Genomic DNA, 15,233 nt, shown 5'->3' on the forward strand with positions numbered 1-15,233 from the left:
ATCCTCTGTCCTTTCGTCCTCAACCCTGATCGTTGTCGCTTACGTTCTCGTCTTCATTATCCATGTAATAAGCCAAGCTGAGCAAGTCCGCCGTAAAATCCGTATGGTGAATCCGGACTCCGTCGGGAGTTCGAAGCACCGTGGGGGCAAAATTCAAAATTCCGCGGATCCCGGCCGAGACGAACAGATCGGATACTTTCTGGGCTTCGCCGGCGGGAACGGTGATGATCCCGATGCTGATGTCCTTCTCCTTAACGGTTTCTTGCAGCTCGCTCATCGGCTGTACCGTCAGACGATTCATCGTCATGCCGATCTTGGAGGGATCGGAATCGAAGACGGCGACGATCTTGACGTTCTCCTTCATATTGTAATTGCACAGCGCCCGGCCCAGATTCCCGGTGCCGACCAAAGCGACGTTCCGCGGCTGGTCCAGCTGCAGGATCTGGCGAATTTTCTCGATGAGATAAGAAACGTTATACCCGACGCCCTTGCGGCCGAAGTCCCCGAAGTAAGCGAGATCCTTCCGGATCTGGGCCGGGTTCAGGTCCAGCTTCCGCCCCAGCTCCTGCGACGAGACGGTCTGGATGTCCGTGCTGTTTAATTCGCTTAAGTATCTAAGATAAACCGGCAGTCTCCGTACGACCGCCTCGGATATTTTTTCCGGCTTCATGACGATTTGCCCTCCTGAGACTTCGGCTGCGATTCGGCAGGCTTATCCTCCGAGATGTCCAGCCATTCCTTTACTCTTCCTGCCAGGCCGGCATTCGGCAGATGCTCCATCTTGGGACCCGGCAGCGAATAGAGAAAATATTTGCCGTAGTTCGTGTCGATCACCCGGGTGTCGTAAATAATGACGATGCCTTTGTCCGTGGCCGTCCGTACGAGCCGTCCGAAGCCTTGCTTGAAGCGGATGACCGCTTGCGGCAGCGACAGCTTCATGAACGGATTTTTCTTCTCCGCCGTAAGGCGCTCCGACTTCGCTTCGTTCACCGGATGATTCGGCGGCTGGAACGGAAGGCGGACGATAGCCAGGCAAGTGAGGGCGTCGCCCGGCAGGTCCACTCCTTCCCAGAAGCTGCTTGTCCCGAGCAGAACGGAGTTCGACTGCTCTTGGAATTGCCGTGTCAACCGGCTTCGGCTGCTGCCGTCGATCCCTTGCCCGAGCACTTCGATCCGACTCGGCGAGAGCATCTCCTTAAGCGGCGCGTACACCGTCTTCAGCATCCGGTGGGACGTGAAGAGAACGAGCATCCGTCCTCCGGTTACCGAAGCGACTTCCGCAATGGACTTCGTCAGTGCCTCTATGAATTGCGGATCTCCGTCTCTCCCCCGAATGTTCGGAAAATCGCGCGGGATCAGCACGAGAGCCTGCTCCCTGTATTTGAAGGGCGAAGGAACCTGCGCGGACTTAAGACGGCCTTTCTGCTCGGCTTCATCCAGTCCCAGCTGCTCCTTCACGTAATTGAAGGTCTTGTCGACGGTGAGCGTTGCCGAGGTCAGGACGACGCTTGCCTTGCGATCGAACATGCCCTCCTTGAGAAGGCCGCTGACATCCGCCGGCACGCCGTACATGACGACGGAACGGCTCCGGTACTGCGTATGGCCCTCTACCCAATAAACGAAGTCTTTGTTCCCGAACGTGACGAACGATTGCAAGTCCGCCCTTGTCTGAGCGAGTTCCTTGACGCTTCCGCTCATGTCGGTCAAGACGCCTTGGACCGTCAGCTCGTCCGTTCTCTCCCGGATGTCTACGATCAGCTTCTCCATCGGGCGAATCAGGTCGCTGAGCAGCTGCACGACGTTGTTCCCGTCCACCGACAAGGCATCCCATCCGTCCGGAAGCTGATCCGGCTTAAAGCGGTAGGATAAGCTGCCGCTTTCGTCGGAAGAGGCATGGGAATAAAGAAAGCCGAACAGCCGGTCCATCCAGATCTCCCAAGCTTCCCGGATCGAATGAACCTTTGTCGCCGCCTCTTCGAGTTTCTCGGTCCATGCCGAAGCGTACTCGTCGCCGGAGCTGGCCATGAGGCTCATTAAATGAGGGATCTGGCCGTTGCGGGCATCCTTCCACAGCCTTAGGAGCGGCGCGAGCAACGCTTGATAATTCGTCCTCTGTCCCAGATGGTGGCTGGCCACCTCTTCCAGGTGATGGGCCTCGTCCACGATCAACCGGTCGTAGGACGGAAGCAGACGATTCTCCGCGCGCATGTCCGTGAATACCATCGCATGGTTCGTGATGACCAGATCGGCCTTGTTCGCGTCCTGTCTGGCCCTATGGTAGAAGCACTTGCGGAACCAAGGGCATTGCCGGTTCAAGCAGGAATCCGCATCGCTCGCCACCGAGTTCCATTCGTCCTTGGAACGGCCGCTTAAGTTAAGCTCCTCCGCCTCGCCCCGCTCGGTCTCGCTTAGCCAGACGGTCATCTGCCCGCGCGTGACGAGATCGTCTTTCGACAGGGCTGTCTCGGGAATCTGCATCTGCTGCTCGAATTTGCGCAGGCACAGGTAATTGGATCGCCCTTTAAACACGGAGGCCTTAAAGGGAACCGGAAGCACCTGCTGAAGCAGCGGCAGATCGCGCTGCCTGAGCTGTTCCTGCAATTGGATCGTGTGAGTGCTGACGACGATTTTTTTGGATTCCTTTAATCCATAATACAGAGAAGGAAGCAAGTATCCGAGCGATTTGCCGGTTCCCGTCCCCGCTTCGACCAGCAGGTGGGAATCCTCGTTCAGCGCGCCGAACACTTCGCCGAACATCAGCTCTTGGCCTTGGCGAGACTCATAGGAAGGATGGAGCTCCTTCAGCCTCTCCTTGACGCCGCTTAGAAAATCAGGAAACTCCGTCTCGGCGAGCTGTTTGACCGTCTCTTGCTCCTGCTCGGCGGCCGCCCCGCGAGCTTCTTCGTCTTCCGTCCAATCGCCGACGCTAAGCGCGAATTGCCGGTAATATTGGTAGTCTCCTTCCGCGAGAAGAGGATTCATCTCCCGGAACGCAGTCGCTTCGGCGATCAGCCAGCCCAGATCGTTCCGGTCCGGATCGAACAGCGTGGCCAGCCGTTGCAGCGTAAGAAGGGGAAGCGTACGAAGCCGCTCCAATCCCTTGAGGAACAGCTCGGCGGTCGAGACGGCGTCGCTATCCGCCTGATGCGGCCGATCGTGCCCGATTCCGAGGCTCTGGGTAAGAGCGCCGAGCCGGTAGGACGGCATCGAAGGGAACATCAAACGCGATAATTCGACCGTATCGAGCACGCGCCCGGCAAAAGGCAAATAGCCGCTCTTATCCAGGGCGGCTTGCAAGAAGGAGACATCGAATTCCGCGTTATGGGCGACGATGACGGCATCCTGCAGCAGCGGGACAAGAGCGGTCAGCATCTCGTCTATGTCCGGCGCATCCTTCACGGTCTCGTCGTCGATGCCGGTCAGCTTCGTGATCCATTCCGGAATGGGCTTGGACGGTTTGACGTAGGAAGCAAATGGTTCTCCGATCGTTCCGGTATCGTCTATGAGGGCTAACCCGACTTGAATAATTTCGTCTTGCTCGGGAGAAGTTCCCGTCGTTTCAAAATCAAGAACGGCGTATATCATGCCTGCCTTCCTTTCCTGGCGGGTCATCCGCGCAGAGGATCGGTGCAGCCGCAAGTTCAAGCCTTCACGAGCGTCTGCATCTCCAGGGTTCCGAATTGCAATTGCAATTGGCCGGAGCGATTCCTGCACGATTCCAGATTGCGGCGAGGATCCTCGAAGCTCGGATCGGCTTCGACCGCCTTCCGGAAATAAGTTTGAGCTTGGTTCAGATTCGCGTATACCGCTTGAACGCACCCAAGCGCATTGAACGCGATCGCCTGCAGCTTAGGTTCCTCCGTTACGGCGGCGATCCATTGGAAATGGCGCTGGGCGTCCTCGAATTCGCCTAGGTGCATGCGGCACATCGCAAGGAAAAGCCTGGCGACGTGAAACTCGGGCTCCAGCGTCAACGTCTCCTCGAAGTGATGGGCTCCTTCCCGGAACATCTGCAGCTGGAAATATCCTTGTCCCTTCGTGTACGGCCGCCACATCGGAAGGTTGTCCAGCTTGCTTGGGCCGGGGGACGCGGAAGCTCCATGCTTCAGATCCCGATACACGGACATCTTGTCCTCGAACTGAAGCCATAACTCAATAATATCATCACTTAGCGCCTTTAACACGTTCCACTGCTGCTCCAGCTCATTTTTTTGTTCGGGCGAGGCTTCCGGATAACGTCGAATAAGATCGTCCAGAGTGTCGTTCAAAGCGGCGAACCATTGCTGGATCATTCGTTATCTCCCCCAATCGCTTCGGCTATGCTCATTCTGCGTTCCGAGCGGGGGTTTCATACGCTTTACATGACGGTCGAATGAGGCTCTTCCGCCAGCAACTTAGCCATTTTGTTGCCTTCGTCCATAATCGCGATCTTCGGCCGATGTTGCCGGGCTTCCTCTTCGGTAACGAACGCGTAGGCAATGATAATAACGATATCTCCAGGTTGAACGAGCCGGGCCGCCGCGCCGTTCAGGCAAATCACGCCCGATCCCCTAGGTCCGGGAATGACGTACGTCTCGAGCCGGGCTCCATTGTTGTTGTTGACGATCTGGACCTTCTCGTCGGGAAGAATATCGACCGCTTCCATTAGATCCTGATCGATCGTAATGCTCCCGACGTAATTCAAGTTCGCTTCCGTAACGGTCGCGCGGTGGATCTTGGACTTCATCATTTGGCGAAACATGGTCGAGTTCCCCTCTCAGGCTTGTGGTAACAGAATGTTGTCGATAAGCCGCGTCTTGCCGAATCGCACGGCCAGCGCCACGAGTACGGGACTTGTTGCGGCGAGTTCCTTATTCTCCTCGATGGCCGTCAGGGAAGGATAATCCACGACCTCCACATATTCGATATCCGCCAGAGGCTGACGGGAGATCGCATCGCGAATTCGTCTCGACAGCTCCGCCGCGGCGATTCCGCTTTGTACCCACTCCGGCACTTGCATAAGAGTCCGGGAGAGTACGAGCGCCTGCTCTTTCTCTTCCGGAGACAAATACACGTTGCGCGAGCTAAGAGCGAGACCCGAAGCTTCCCGCACGATCGGGCAGGGAACGATTTCCACCGGAAGGTTCAAATCCTCCACGAGACTTTGGATAACCGCTACTTGCTGCGCGTCTTTAAGGCCGAAATAAGCGCGATTCGGCTGCACCAGATTGAACAGCTTCGTGACGACGATGGCGACTCCGTCGAAATGTCCGGGCCGGGAAGCGCCGCAGAGACGCTCCGTTACTCCCGACAGGCTGATCGTCGTAAGAGGGCGCTTCGGGTACATCTCGGCAACGCTCGGCATGAAGATCAAATCCGCTCCCGCTTCCGCGGCAACGGCCCGGTCTCTCTCTTCATCGCGAGGGTAACGGTCAAGATCCTCCGTCGGTCCGAATTGCAGCGGGTTCACGAACACGCTGAGCACGGTAAAGCCGTTCTCGCTTGCGCTGCGGCGGATCAAGCTCGCATGTCCTTCATGCAGGTAACCCATCGTCGGCACGAGGCCGACCTTGCCTGCCGGAGCTTGCTTGCGGTATTCGTCCAAGCGAGCGCGCAGCTCGGCGATCGTACGTACGACGGTTGGCGCGGATAACGTGGCTCTCACTTGGCTCCACCTCCATATAATTTCTCCGAGATAAATCGGCTTGCCTCTTCATCCAGCGGGAAAGCATGCTTTTCTTCCGGAAAAGCCTGATTCTTCACGTCCTGAACGTACTCGCCGATGGCGGTACGGATCGTATCCCCTACATTGGCGTAGGTCTTGACGAACCGCTTGTCGCGTATATTCGATCCATATCGGATTAAGTCATGATAAACGATAACCTGACCGTCGCAGCCGCGTCCCGCCCCGATGCCGATGGTCGGAATGTTGACGGAACGGGTGACCGCCTCCGCGATCGGCTCCGTTACGAGCTCGAGCACGATTCCGAACGCGCCGGCTTCTTCCAAGGCTTTGGCATCGGACAGAAGACGCTCGATCTCCTTCTCGACCTTGCCTTGGATCTTGTAGCCGCCGATCTGCAGCACCGATTGGGGAGTAAGCCCCAGATGCCCCAGAACCGGAATGCCCGCGGAAGTCAGCCTGAGAACCTCTTCGGCCAATTCGGCGCCGCCTTCCATCTTCACCGCGTGGGCGCCTCCCTCCTGCATGATCCGGGCCGCGTTGAGCAGCGTATCCTGAGGAGTCAGGCGGTATGTGGCGAAAGGCATGTCCGTGACGATCATCGTATTCGGCGCGCCCCGCACGACGGACTTCGTATGATAAATCATGTCGTTCAGGGTGACCGGTACGGTCGTATCGTAGCCGAGAACGACGTTGCCGAGAGAGTCGCCGACGAGAATGAGGTCGACTCCCGCTTCTTCGGATAACTGGGCTGCCGGATAATCGTAAGCGGTCATCATGGCAATCTTGGTTCCTTGCTGCTTCATCGTCTTCAGACGAGGCGGAGTTAAGGCGTGCTTGGTCATGTGTGATATCCTCCTTATAAAAACAGAAAAAACCTGTTATTCGCCCATGAGCAAACAAAGGTTTCCATTCAGCAGGAGCGCTTCACGTCCTTCTGTCTCGGTCCCTTGGGCTCAGAGCAGAATCCGCCGCGAATCATCACGGTATTCACTTGGTTCTTCCATTGGCGGGCAATGATCGCCCATCATGCTTGTATCGTATCCGCAAGTGCAATTCGTTAACCGATACCGCCTTGCGCAATCGATTATAACAGAAAATCTCAAGTCCGTCCATGAGGCAAAATGGTTAGAAAGAACTAGGATGGGCTTTCCTTCCTTGCTTAAGCCTTCTGCTGCCCATCCTGTCCCGCCGCGGGTTCCCACGGGTTGATCTCCGCCGAATAGACCGTCTGCATGCCTCCGTCCGGCGTCTCCACGATCAAAGCCCCCGTCTCGCTGATGCCTCGCGGAATTCCCTCGATTCGCCCGCCTGCGGTCATCAGCGCCGTCGGCTTGTTCAAGTTGATGGAGCGGGCCTCCCATAACAGCCTTATCGGCTCGAAGCCGCTGGCGTTAAACACGGAATAAAGCTCCTCGAATTCCTTCAGAATCTCGGCGATCAGCTCGATCCGGTCCAGAACCCGTCCGCTTGCCATGCGCAAGGACACCGCTTTGGCCGCGACTTCCTCCGGGTAGTCGGTCTCCTCGAGATTGACCGAGATGCCCATTCCGACGACGACATACCGGATCCGTTCGTCCTCCGTTGCCGATTCCAGCAGAATCCCGGAAATTTTGCGGCCGTCTATGAGCAGATCGTTCGGCCATTTGATTCCGATGTCAAGCCCCGTTACCCGCTCGATCGCGCGATTCAGCGCCACCGCCGCGAGAAGCGTGAGCTGCGGAGTCTGCAGCAGCGGAACGTTCGGACGAAGCAGCAGGCTCATCCAGATTCCTTTGCCGGGCGGCGATACCCATGACCTTCCCATGCGTCCCCTTCCCCGGTTCTGCTGCTCCGCGACGACGAGCGTCCCTTCGGGCGCCCCGGCTTCCGCCAGATCGCGCAGCACGTCTTGCGTGGAGGCGACGACCTCGTGCACGTGAACGTTCCGCCCGAACGTATGGGTCTTTAGCTTCAAGGAAAGCTCGACCGGCGAGATTCGGGACGGGCGCTCCAAGATCCGATAGCCTAGACGGTTAACCGCCTCGATCGTGTACCCTTGAGCCTCCAGCTTGCGGATTTGCTTCCAGATCGCCGTTCGGCTTACGTTTAACTTCTGGCTGATCTCTTCTCCCGAGACGAAGTCCCCTTGCTTCTCTTCCAATAGGGATAACAGAGTCGGCGCTTCGATTCCCATCCTGTCTCCTCCTTTCCTGTTAAATTAGACATTCTGATCCGTCCAATGCCGTTTGGCTTCGGCTTTCAACGCTTGCGCTTCGTTCTTCAGCTTGTTCAAGGCGACAAGCAGAAGGAGCCGGTTCAGCTCCTCGGAGATCCACGGCCCCGCTTCTCTTCCGAGAAGACGAACCAGCTCATCGCCGCGAACGGCAAGCTCCTTCACCGTGGCAGCCGACATCTCCCGCAGCCAAACGTCGGCCCGCTCGATACCGACTCCCGAATCCCATTGTGATCGATCGACAGAGGGAAAAGCCCTTGCGATCGCGATGTAGTCGGCCGCCGATTTTACGCCGTATCGGAGAACGGCGGCCGTCCATCTCTCGCGATCGATCGGCTTTCGCGATTCATCCAGATAACCTCTCAAAGCGGCGATCGCAGACACTTCGGCAACGCGCCGCGAGCTGAACTTCAGCTTGCGCAGCCAGTCGTCGGCTTGGGCGGAATCCGCCCCCGCCAGCAGCAGGACGGCCGCCCAGCGAAGCTCGACCCTATCGAGCCTATGCCAGCCGGCTTCCGTCCCTTCTATCGCCGGCAACGGAGGATACAAGCTTTCCTTCGCATGGGCAAGAAGGCCGCTTGTCCGAAGCAGACGAATCGCCTTGGACGGGTGGAGGCCGGCCAGCATCTTGTCCAGCTCCGAGCCCACTCGTTCCATCGCGATCCGTTGTAGTCGCTCTCTTTGGCTAAGGATGCCTCTCCAAGCTTCCTCGTCGATCTCGAAATCGAATTCCGCCGCGAAGCGGATTCCTCTCAGCATCCTCAGAGCATCCTCGCCGAATCTTTCCCCGGCGGCGCCCACGCAGCGAACGATTCGGCGCTTCAAATCCTCTTGTCCCCCGAAGGGATCGATCATGACGCCGTTCGTGCCGTACGCGATGGCATTGACGGTAAAATCCCGGCGGGCAAGATCCTCCTTCACGTCCCTGACGAACGCGACTTCATCCGGATGCCTGGAATCGCTGTAGGACGTCTCATGCCGGAATGTCGTCACCTCGAAGGCGGACTCTCCGATTAAGACGGTCACCGTTCCGTGCGGCAAGCCGGTCGGAACGACCTTGGGGAAGAGAGCCATGACCTGCTCGGGAAGCGCGGAAGTCGCGATGTCGATATCGTGGAGCTCCCGGCCGAGAAGCCGATCCCGAACGCAGCCTCCGACCAGATAAGCCTCGTGGCCCGCCGCCTCCAAAGCGGAAGCGACGCGAATCCCTTCCTCCCAAATCGCCTCTTGCCGCGGCATAGAACCCGCTCCCCGTCCATTACGCATTTAAGCCTCGCACAACGGTACCGGAACGTCCGCATCGACGCCCAGCACCCGGTAATAGATTCGCTCGTATTCCGCCGTGATCCGGTTGTTGCAGAAATCCGTCCGCGCCCTATGAAGGCAAGCCTCGCGGAAGTCCGCATACAGCTTCTCGTCCGTAAGCAGACGCACGGCATAGTCGGCCATCAGATCCGTGTTGCCGATCGGCGCCAGATAACCGGTCTCGCCATGAATGACCAGCTCCGGGATCCCGCCCGCTTCCGAGCCGATCGTCGGCACGCCGCAAGCCATCGCTTCCAGCGCAACGAGCCCGAAGCTTTCTTTTTCCGAAGGCAGCAGCATTAAGTCGGCTAGGGAAACGACCTGAGCGACGTCGTCCTGCTTCCCGAGCAGGTGAACCCGGTGGCTCAGTCCCATGGCATCGATCTTCGCTTGGATCTTCGGCAGGTCCGGGCCTTCTCCGACGAGAAGAAGGCGGCTCGGAATGCGTGCCGCGACCTTGGCGAAGATATCGACCACGTCCCCCGTCCGTTTGACCGGCCGGAAGTTCGAGATATGCATAAGGATTTTCTCTCCGGGCTCCGCGAATTCGGGTCTAAGCTCGGAAACGTCCCTCGGATAATAAATTCTCTTGTCTACGAAATTGTATGTCAGATCGATCGGCTCCTCGATGTCGAGAAGCTCGCGAGTCTCGCGGATCAGATCCCGGCTGACCGCCGTCACCGCGTCGCTGTTGCGAATGCCGAGGCGGATGATGTCCTTGAGCGATTCGTCCTGGGCGAGCACCGTGATGTCCGTGCCGTGAAGCGTCGTCACGACCTTCAGATGATCCCCCGACATCTGCTTGGCGAGCAGAGCGCAGATCGCGTGCGGGACGGCATAATGAACGTGAAGAAGATCAAGCTGCTGGTTCCGGGCAACCTGATGCATCTTGCTCGCCAGCGAGAGGTCGTAAGGAGGATACCGGAACACGTAATAATCCGACACTTCGACTTCGTGGTAGAAAATGTTCCGGTGGAACTTCCCTAGCCGGAACGGGATGCTATGGGTAATAAAATGAATCTCGTGACCTTTCTCCGCGAGCAGCTTGCCGAGCTCCGTAGCGACGACGCCTGAGCCGCCAAGCGAAGGATAACAGGTAATTCCGATCTTAAGCGGTCGGTTCATGCGAACTCCTCCTTCCTACATCTTATTCCCCGGATGCTTGCGTTATTTCCCTCGGTTCGACAGGAGGAATCAGAAGCGTTCGACGACCGCCGGTCCTTTGGCGATGAAGCCTTCCGCGTAACGGAACTTCTTGGGCTGTCCGAACAGGCGGTCCCTGGCTTCCACGTTCTCCAGATAGCCTTGAGTCAGAGGCGTTGCCACCCAATCGCTCTCGCGGGAGGAAGGCTCGAATTGCGAACGATAAGCCCTTAGCGCCGCCATCTTCTCCGTCTGAACCTCGCTGATATCGACGACGAATCCGGGAGTATGTACATCGTTGATAAAGTAATAGTAGAACATTTCGGGAGTCCAAGCGGGACTCTCCGGCAAGTATCGCCTCAATTTGGCGTTAAAAATCGCTTCCTCGACCATCCTGCCGCACTGGATATGATCCGGATGGCGATCGATTAAGTAAGGGGCGAACACGACCCTCGGCCGCAGCTCGCGAATGGAGAGGACAAGCTTGTCCAATTGCTCGGGGGAGCTCGCAAGCCCGCGATCCGGCAAGCCAAGATTGCGCCGGACCGTTAAGCCTAGAATCTCCGAGGCGGCTTCGGCTTCTTGCTGCCTTGTCTCCACGTCGCCGTTCGAGGACATCTCCGCATAGGTAAGATCGATCAGGCCGACCTTCTGGCCTGACCGGGCCGCCTTGATCATCGTTCCGCCCATGCCGATCTCGGCATCGTCCGGATGGGCGGCGAAGACGAGCAAATCCAATCCGTACTCGCTCATTCTTCGATTCCCGGCTTGTATTTATGGACAAGCTCGCGCCAAGCGAAGTCGCCTCTCTCCAGGCACTTGACGAGCAGCTCGGCCGTCGCGACGTTGGTCGCGACCGGAATCCCCTGAACGTCGCACAGCCGGAGCAGCGCCGTAATATCGGGCTCGTGCGGCTGAGCCATGAGCGGATCCCGCAGGAAAATAATCAGGTCCATCTCGTTGGTCGCGACCAAGGCTCCGATCTGCTGGTCTCCCCCGAGCGGTCCCGACATGAAACGGTTGACGTTCAGCGAAGTGCTCTCCATGATGCGCGTTCCGGTCGTGCCGGTCGCGTAAAGCTTATGCGGCTTAAAAACATGCTCGTAAGCGATCGTGAAGTTCACCATCTCGTCTTTTTTACGATCGTGAGCGATTAACGCAATCTGCAGCATAAATGGCATACTCCCTTCCCCAAGAAGAAATTAATCTAGAAAATGCTCGAAGCCGTATACCATGCCCGTCGTGCTCATGACCTTCTTGACAGCCGTATTCACTCCCGGCATATAGCCGGCTCTCTCGTAGGAATCGTGCCGAATCTTCAACGTCTGCCCGTGTCCGCCGAAGACCACCTCTTGCTGGGCGAATACGCCCGGCAATCTGACGCTATGTATGCGGAAGCCGTTATAATAACCGCCGCGGGCTCCTTCGATGACTTCCTCTTCGTTCGGATTGCCTTGCCTGAGCTCTTGGCGCGACTCCGCGATTAATTCCGCCGTCTTAATCGACGTTCCCGACGGCGCGTCCAGCTTCTGATCGCCGTGGTATTCGATAATTTCGACATGAGGTAAATATTTCGCGGCCGTTGCGGCAAACTTCATCATAAGGATGGCTCCTATGGAGAAGTTAGGGGCGATCAGCCCGCCGATTCCTTGGTCTTTGCAAAGCTTGTCCAGCAGCTCGATCTGCTCCGGCGTGAACCCCGTCGTTCCCATGACCGGGCGGACGCCGTGCTTGATGGCAAGCTCGGTATGCGGAAAAGCCGATTGAGGGTTCGTGAAGTCGACAAGAACGTCCGGGCGGGTTCTGGCAAGAGCCTCCTCCAGATCGGGCGAGACGACGACTCCCGTGTCCGGCTTGCCGACGAGGGAACCCGCATCGACCGGTCCGCACGATCTGGCTACGGCTGCCGCGAGCTCGAGCCCGGAATCCTCCAGCACCATTCTGACCACTTCTCGACCCATGCGGCCGGATGCTCCTGCCACCGCTACTTTGATTCGTTGCGACATCTGGTTCACCAATCCTTCTTGTCTTTGTTGAGAGAATAAGTCTGTTTCAGCAGCAGGCGCCGCTCCGTTCTCGTTTCTCTTAGAATCCGCTTCGCTTCTTCATTATTCGGTTGCAGGTGAATAAGCTCTTTAAACGTCTCTATGGCGATGCGATACTGTCCCGAATACCGGTAGGCCAACCCCAGGAGCAGCTTGGCTTCGCCCGACAAGGGATCCAACCGGACCGCTTCCTTCAACAAGGGAACGGCCGCGTCCGAATCCGGCGGAGCTTGTTCCAGCAGCTCCTTGGCGCCCGCGGACAGCTTGCGCGCTTCCAGCGTTCTCAGATGCAGGACATAGGCGGACTCGTCCGGCGCCAATTCGACGGAACGCTTGGCATAGCTCAACGCTTGTTCCAGCTTGCCGCTTCTCGCCAGGGTAATCGAAGCCCGGTACCAATAGGAAGGTTCGTCCGGCTCCGCCTCCACGGCTCGGCGAAACCATTCCTCCGCCGCTTCGAAATCCCCGGTTAGAATATAATGGTATGCTTGTTCCAGACACTCTTCCCCGTTCATGCCGACCATCCTCCTCTCCGCTCGGGGATGGTACAGCATATGAATGCTAAGGTTCTACGGTGTCCTTCTTCGTCCACCTATTCGCGTCCCGGGTATTGAATTTATGCATGACGCGGTTATGCGCCTCGGTCAGATCGATACCGAGCGAATTCGCGAAGCAAAGCACGATGAACAGCACGTCTCCCAATTCCATCTCGACGGAATTGTCGGCCTCATCCGCTTTTTTGGGCTTCTCCCCATAGGTATGATTGACTTCGCGCGCAAGCTCGCCGACTTCCTCGGCCATGCGGGCCAGCAAGGCTAGCGGCGAGAAATATCCTTCTTTGAATTGCGATATGTAAGCGTCGACTTCCCGTTGAATGTCGGCGAGCGACTTCTGTGCCAGTGGCTTGCCGGCAATCTTCGATTCACCCATAGGCTTCTTCCTTCCGAATAAAGTCGAATTGAACTTGTATCATTCCTATGTTAGCTTAAGATGCAGGCAAAGACAAATGCAATTTCGGATGAGGTGACCCGTTAAATGAAGATGGGAACGTGGAAGGAAATGTTGCGCAGATGGTTGGGGTTGATCGCGGGGACCGCCCTGTATGCCTTCGGAATCGAATATTTTATTCTTCCCAACACCCTTATGGAAGGCGGAGTTACCGGGATTACCGTCCTGCTCCAATACGCCTTCGGCTTTGCCCCGGCCATTACCTCTCTCCTGTTGAACATTCCGATCTTCATCCTGGGCTGGCGGCAGCTTGGCCGCGAATCGACGCTGTATTCGATTGCCGGCACCGTTCTCCTATCTGTTTTTCTATGGCTGTGGAGCTTCGCGGTGGATCAAAAATGGATCGTTCCGTTCGTCTCCGAGAAAGACTTCATCCTCGTCGTTCTCTATGCCGGCGTGACGCTCGGATCGGGACTCGGGCTTGTGTTTCGTTCGGGGGGAACGACGGGGGGCGTCGACATCATCGCGCGTATCGTGCATCGTTGGCGCGGATGGAGCATGGGCCAGATCATTCTGGCCATGGACGTCGTCATCTTGGGCTCGTCGCTGCTCGTCATCGAGACGGAGAAGGTGCTGTACACGCTCGTCAGCGTCTTCATCTCCTCCAAGATCATCGACTTCATTCAAGAAGGCGCCTATGCGGCCAAGGCCTTCACCGTTCTCTGCTCCGAGCCGGAGAAGCTGGCTTCCAGCATTACCAAAGAGCTGGATCGAGGGGTGACCTTGCTCCCTGCCGTCGGGGCCTATTCCGGCCAGAACAAAATGATGATCTACTGCGTCGTCAGCCGATTCGAAATCCGCAAATTAAAAAGCCTTGTCCGCCAGCACGACAGAAAGGCTTTTATCATCATTACGGATGTGCATGACGTTCTCGGCGAAGGCTTCAAGGAAGATTGACGGCAAGCCGGCTCCGGTTATCGAAACCACCTGTTGGCGGCGTCCGAGCGGTTCTTGCTCGCCTCGCTCCTCCTGCCGGGATGCATTCGTTCGAACCGGAACCTTCTCCAGCCCGCCCAAGATAGTATCGTTATAATGAAGGAACCGATCGTAGCCGTGATGCCCCAGGAAGGCGGCGCCAGCGGAACGACGTTCGTCGGCGAGCCTTCCGCCTGCGGAAACAAGCCCGCGATAGCGTCCTGGATATGCCGGCCCAGATCGTTCGCCAAGTCGGACTGCGGCTGTCCGGAGGATAGAAGCCTATCGGCGTAGCGCAGGACCGAATCCATCCGTTCGACGGCGGAAGGCTCGGCTTGAAGCGAGGCGGCCGCACGGATGATTCCGTAATGGCGGGATAAGCGTTCCAACGCGTCTTTCGGAGAATCCGCGTCTTCGATCGCTTCGATCAACGCTGCCGAGTCTTGGCTAAGCACCGTTTGGTATTGATGCCACAACGGACGGGTAGGGTTCGCCAGAGCGTCGGCGGCCATACGAACCGAACCGGCGGCTTGCTCGATTCTCGCCTCGTCCGGAGACACGGCTGTCCACGCCCTCTTCATCTCCGCGACGCTCGCGGCCAGAGAGCTGATGCCTTCGGCGTTGGGGATCCGGCTCATCGGAAGCTTCCTCAGGCTTCTCTCCACTTCCTGCAAGGCCCTTGTCCCGCCTAACCGGTCTCCCTTGCGGACCGAATCGTACAGCGCCTCGGCTGCCGAGTAGAAGGCTTGAACCGCCGCGTTCGAAGGCTCGGCTTGAGGCTTGACCGCTTCTGGCTTGACGGCTTGCGCCTCGCCGCTCCCGCCTCTCATGACCGTCGCCGCGACGGGAAGACCCGCAAAGAAGAGAGACAAAGCCGCCGTAAGCAGGCTTGCCCATTTGAAGATGCTACCCTTAGCCGCTTGCTTGCCCCGCATCGAAG

General features: G+C 57.7%; 16 protein-coding genes. 1 reads left to right on the plus strand and 15 read right to left on the minus strand.

The window, feature by feature from the left end; all coding sequences use genetic code 11:
- Positions 1-19 precede the first annotated feature (19 nt).
- From H7B67_RS14600 to H7B67_RS14665, 14 genes are all read right to left on the minus strand, one after another.
- Positions 20-670, minus strand: a complete 651-nt coding sequence (locus H7B67_RS14600) for a redox-sensing transcriptional repressor Rex (protein WP_185120582.1) — start codon at positions 668-670, stop codon at positions 20-22.
- Positions 667-3,585 (minus strand): ATP-dependent DNA helicase DinG, encoded by a 2,919-nt coding sequence (gene dinG, locus H7B67_RS14605; protein WP_185120583.1) that lies wholly within the window; start codon positions 3,583-3,585, stop codon positions 667-669. The genes H7B67_RS14600 and dinG overlap by 4 nt, the downstream gene beginning before the upstream one ends.
- A 56-nt stretch (positions 3,586-3,641) precedes the next feature.
- The gene (locus H7B67_RS14610) at positions 3,642-4,292 is read right to left on the minus strand and encodes a hypothetical protein (RefSeq protein WP_185120584.1); all 651 of its coding nucleotides are present in this window, start codon (positions 4,290-4,292) and stop codon (positions 3,642-3,644) included.
- Between the two features lie 65 nt (positions 4,293-4,357).
- Positions 4,358-4,741, minus strand: coding sequence for an aspartate 1-decarboxylase (gene panD, locus H7B67_RS14615; RefSeq protein ID WP_185120585.1), 384 nt, complete (start codon positions 4,739-4,741; stop codon positions 4,358-4,360).
- 15 nt (positions 4,742-4,756) lie between these two features.
- On the minus strand, positions 4,757-5,644 hold the full coding sequence (gene panC, locus H7B67_RS14620; protein WP_185120586.1) for a pantoate--beta-alanine ligase: 888 nt from the start codon (positions 5,642-5,644) through the stop codon (positions 4,757-4,759).
- Complete coding sequence (panB, locus tag H7B67_RS14625) at positions 5,641-6,507, minus strand: 3-methyl-2-oxobutanoate hydroxymethyltransferase (protein WP_185120587.1); 867 nt, start codon at positions 6,505-6,507, stop codon at positions 5,641-5,643. Before panB ends, panC begins: the two co-directional genes overlap by 4 nt.
- 317 nt (positions 6,508-6,824) lie before the next feature.
- Positions 6,825-7,838: a biotin--[acetyl-CoA-carboxylase] ligase gene (locus H7B67_RS14630; RefSeq protein ID WP_185120588.1), complete on the minus strand. Its 1,014-nt coding sequence runs from the start codon at positions 7,836-7,838 to the stop codon at positions 6,825-6,827.
- A 24-nt stretch (positions 7,839-7,862) separates the two neighbouring features.
- A complete protein-coding gene (locus H7B67_RS14635) occupies positions 7,863-9,116 on the minus strand; it encodes a CCA tRNA nucleotidyltransferase (RefSeq protein ID WP_185120589.1) in 1,254 nt (417 codons plus the stop codon).
- A 27-nt stretch (positions 9,117-9,143) separates the two neighbouring features.
- Complete coding sequence (gene bshA / locus H7B67_RS14640; protein ID WP_185120590.1) at positions 9,144-10,307, minus strand: N-acetyl-alpha-D-glucosaminyl L-malate synthase BshA; 1,164 nt, start codon at positions 10,305-10,307, stop codon at positions 9,144-9,146.
- Between the two features lie 69 nt (positions 10,308-10,376).
- Positions 10,377-11,078 carry a bacillithiol biosynthesis deacetylase BshB1 gene (gene bshB1, locus H7B67_RS14645; RefSeq protein ID WP_185120591.1) on the minus strand — a complete coding sequence of 234 codons (702 nt, stop codon included), beginning with the start codon at positions 11,076-11,078 and terminating at the stop codon, positions 10,377-10,379.
- Complete coding sequence (gene mgsA, locus H7B67_RS14650; protein ID WP_185120592.1) at positions 11,075-11,497, minus strand: methylglyoxal synthase; 423 nt, start codon at positions 11,495-11,497, stop codon at positions 11,075-11,077. Before mgsA ends, bshB1 begins: the two co-directional genes overlap by 4 nt.
- Before the next feature lie 30 nt (positions 11,498-11,527).
- On the minus strand, positions 11,528-12,331 hold the full coding sequence (gene dapB, locus H7B67_RS14655) for a 4-hydroxy-tetrahydrodipicolinate reductase (protein WP_185120593.1): 804 nt from the start codon (positions 12,329-12,331) through the stop codon (positions 11,528-11,530).
- A 5-nt stretch (positions 12,332-12,336) separates the two neighbouring features.
- Complete coding sequence (locus H7B67_RS14660; RefSeq protein ID WP_185120594.1) at positions 12,337-12,885, minus strand: tetratricopeptide repeat protein; 549 nt, start codon at positions 12,883-12,885, stop codon at positions 12,337-12,339.
- A 46-nt stretch (positions 12,886-12,931) separates the two neighbouring features.
- Positions 12,932-13,300, minus strand: a complete 369-nt coding sequence (locus H7B67_RS14665) for a nucleotide pyrophosphohydrolase (RefSeq protein WP_185120595.1) — start codon at positions 13,298-13,300, stop codon at positions 12,932-12,934.
- A gap of 105 nt (positions 13,301-13,405) precedes the next feature.
- Here H7B67_RS14665 and H7B67_RS14670 point away from each other — a divergent pair, with 105 nt between their 5' ends.
- Positions 13,406-14,275: a YitT family protein gene (locus H7B67_RS14670; protein WP_185120596.1), complete on the plus strand. Its 870-nt coding sequence runs from the start codon at positions 13,406-13,408 to the stop codon at positions 14,273-14,275.
- A gap of 17 nt (positions 14,276-14,292) precedes the next feature.
- Here the strand turns inward: H7B67_RS14670 and H7B67_RS14675 are convergent, their stop codons facing one another.
- Positions 14,293-15,228, minus strand: coding sequence for a sporulation protein YpjB (locus H7B67_RS14675; RefSeq protein WP_185120597.1), 936 nt, complete (start codon positions 15,226-15,228; stop codon positions 14,293-14,295).
- Positions 15,229-15,233: the final 5 nt, after the last annotated feature.

This window comes from Cohnella thailandensis (genome assembly GCF_014212135.1).
In the GTDB taxonomy this organism is placed as follows: domain Bacteria; phylum Bacillota; class Bacilli; order Paenibacillales; family Paenibacillaceae; genus Cohnella; species Cohnella thailandensis.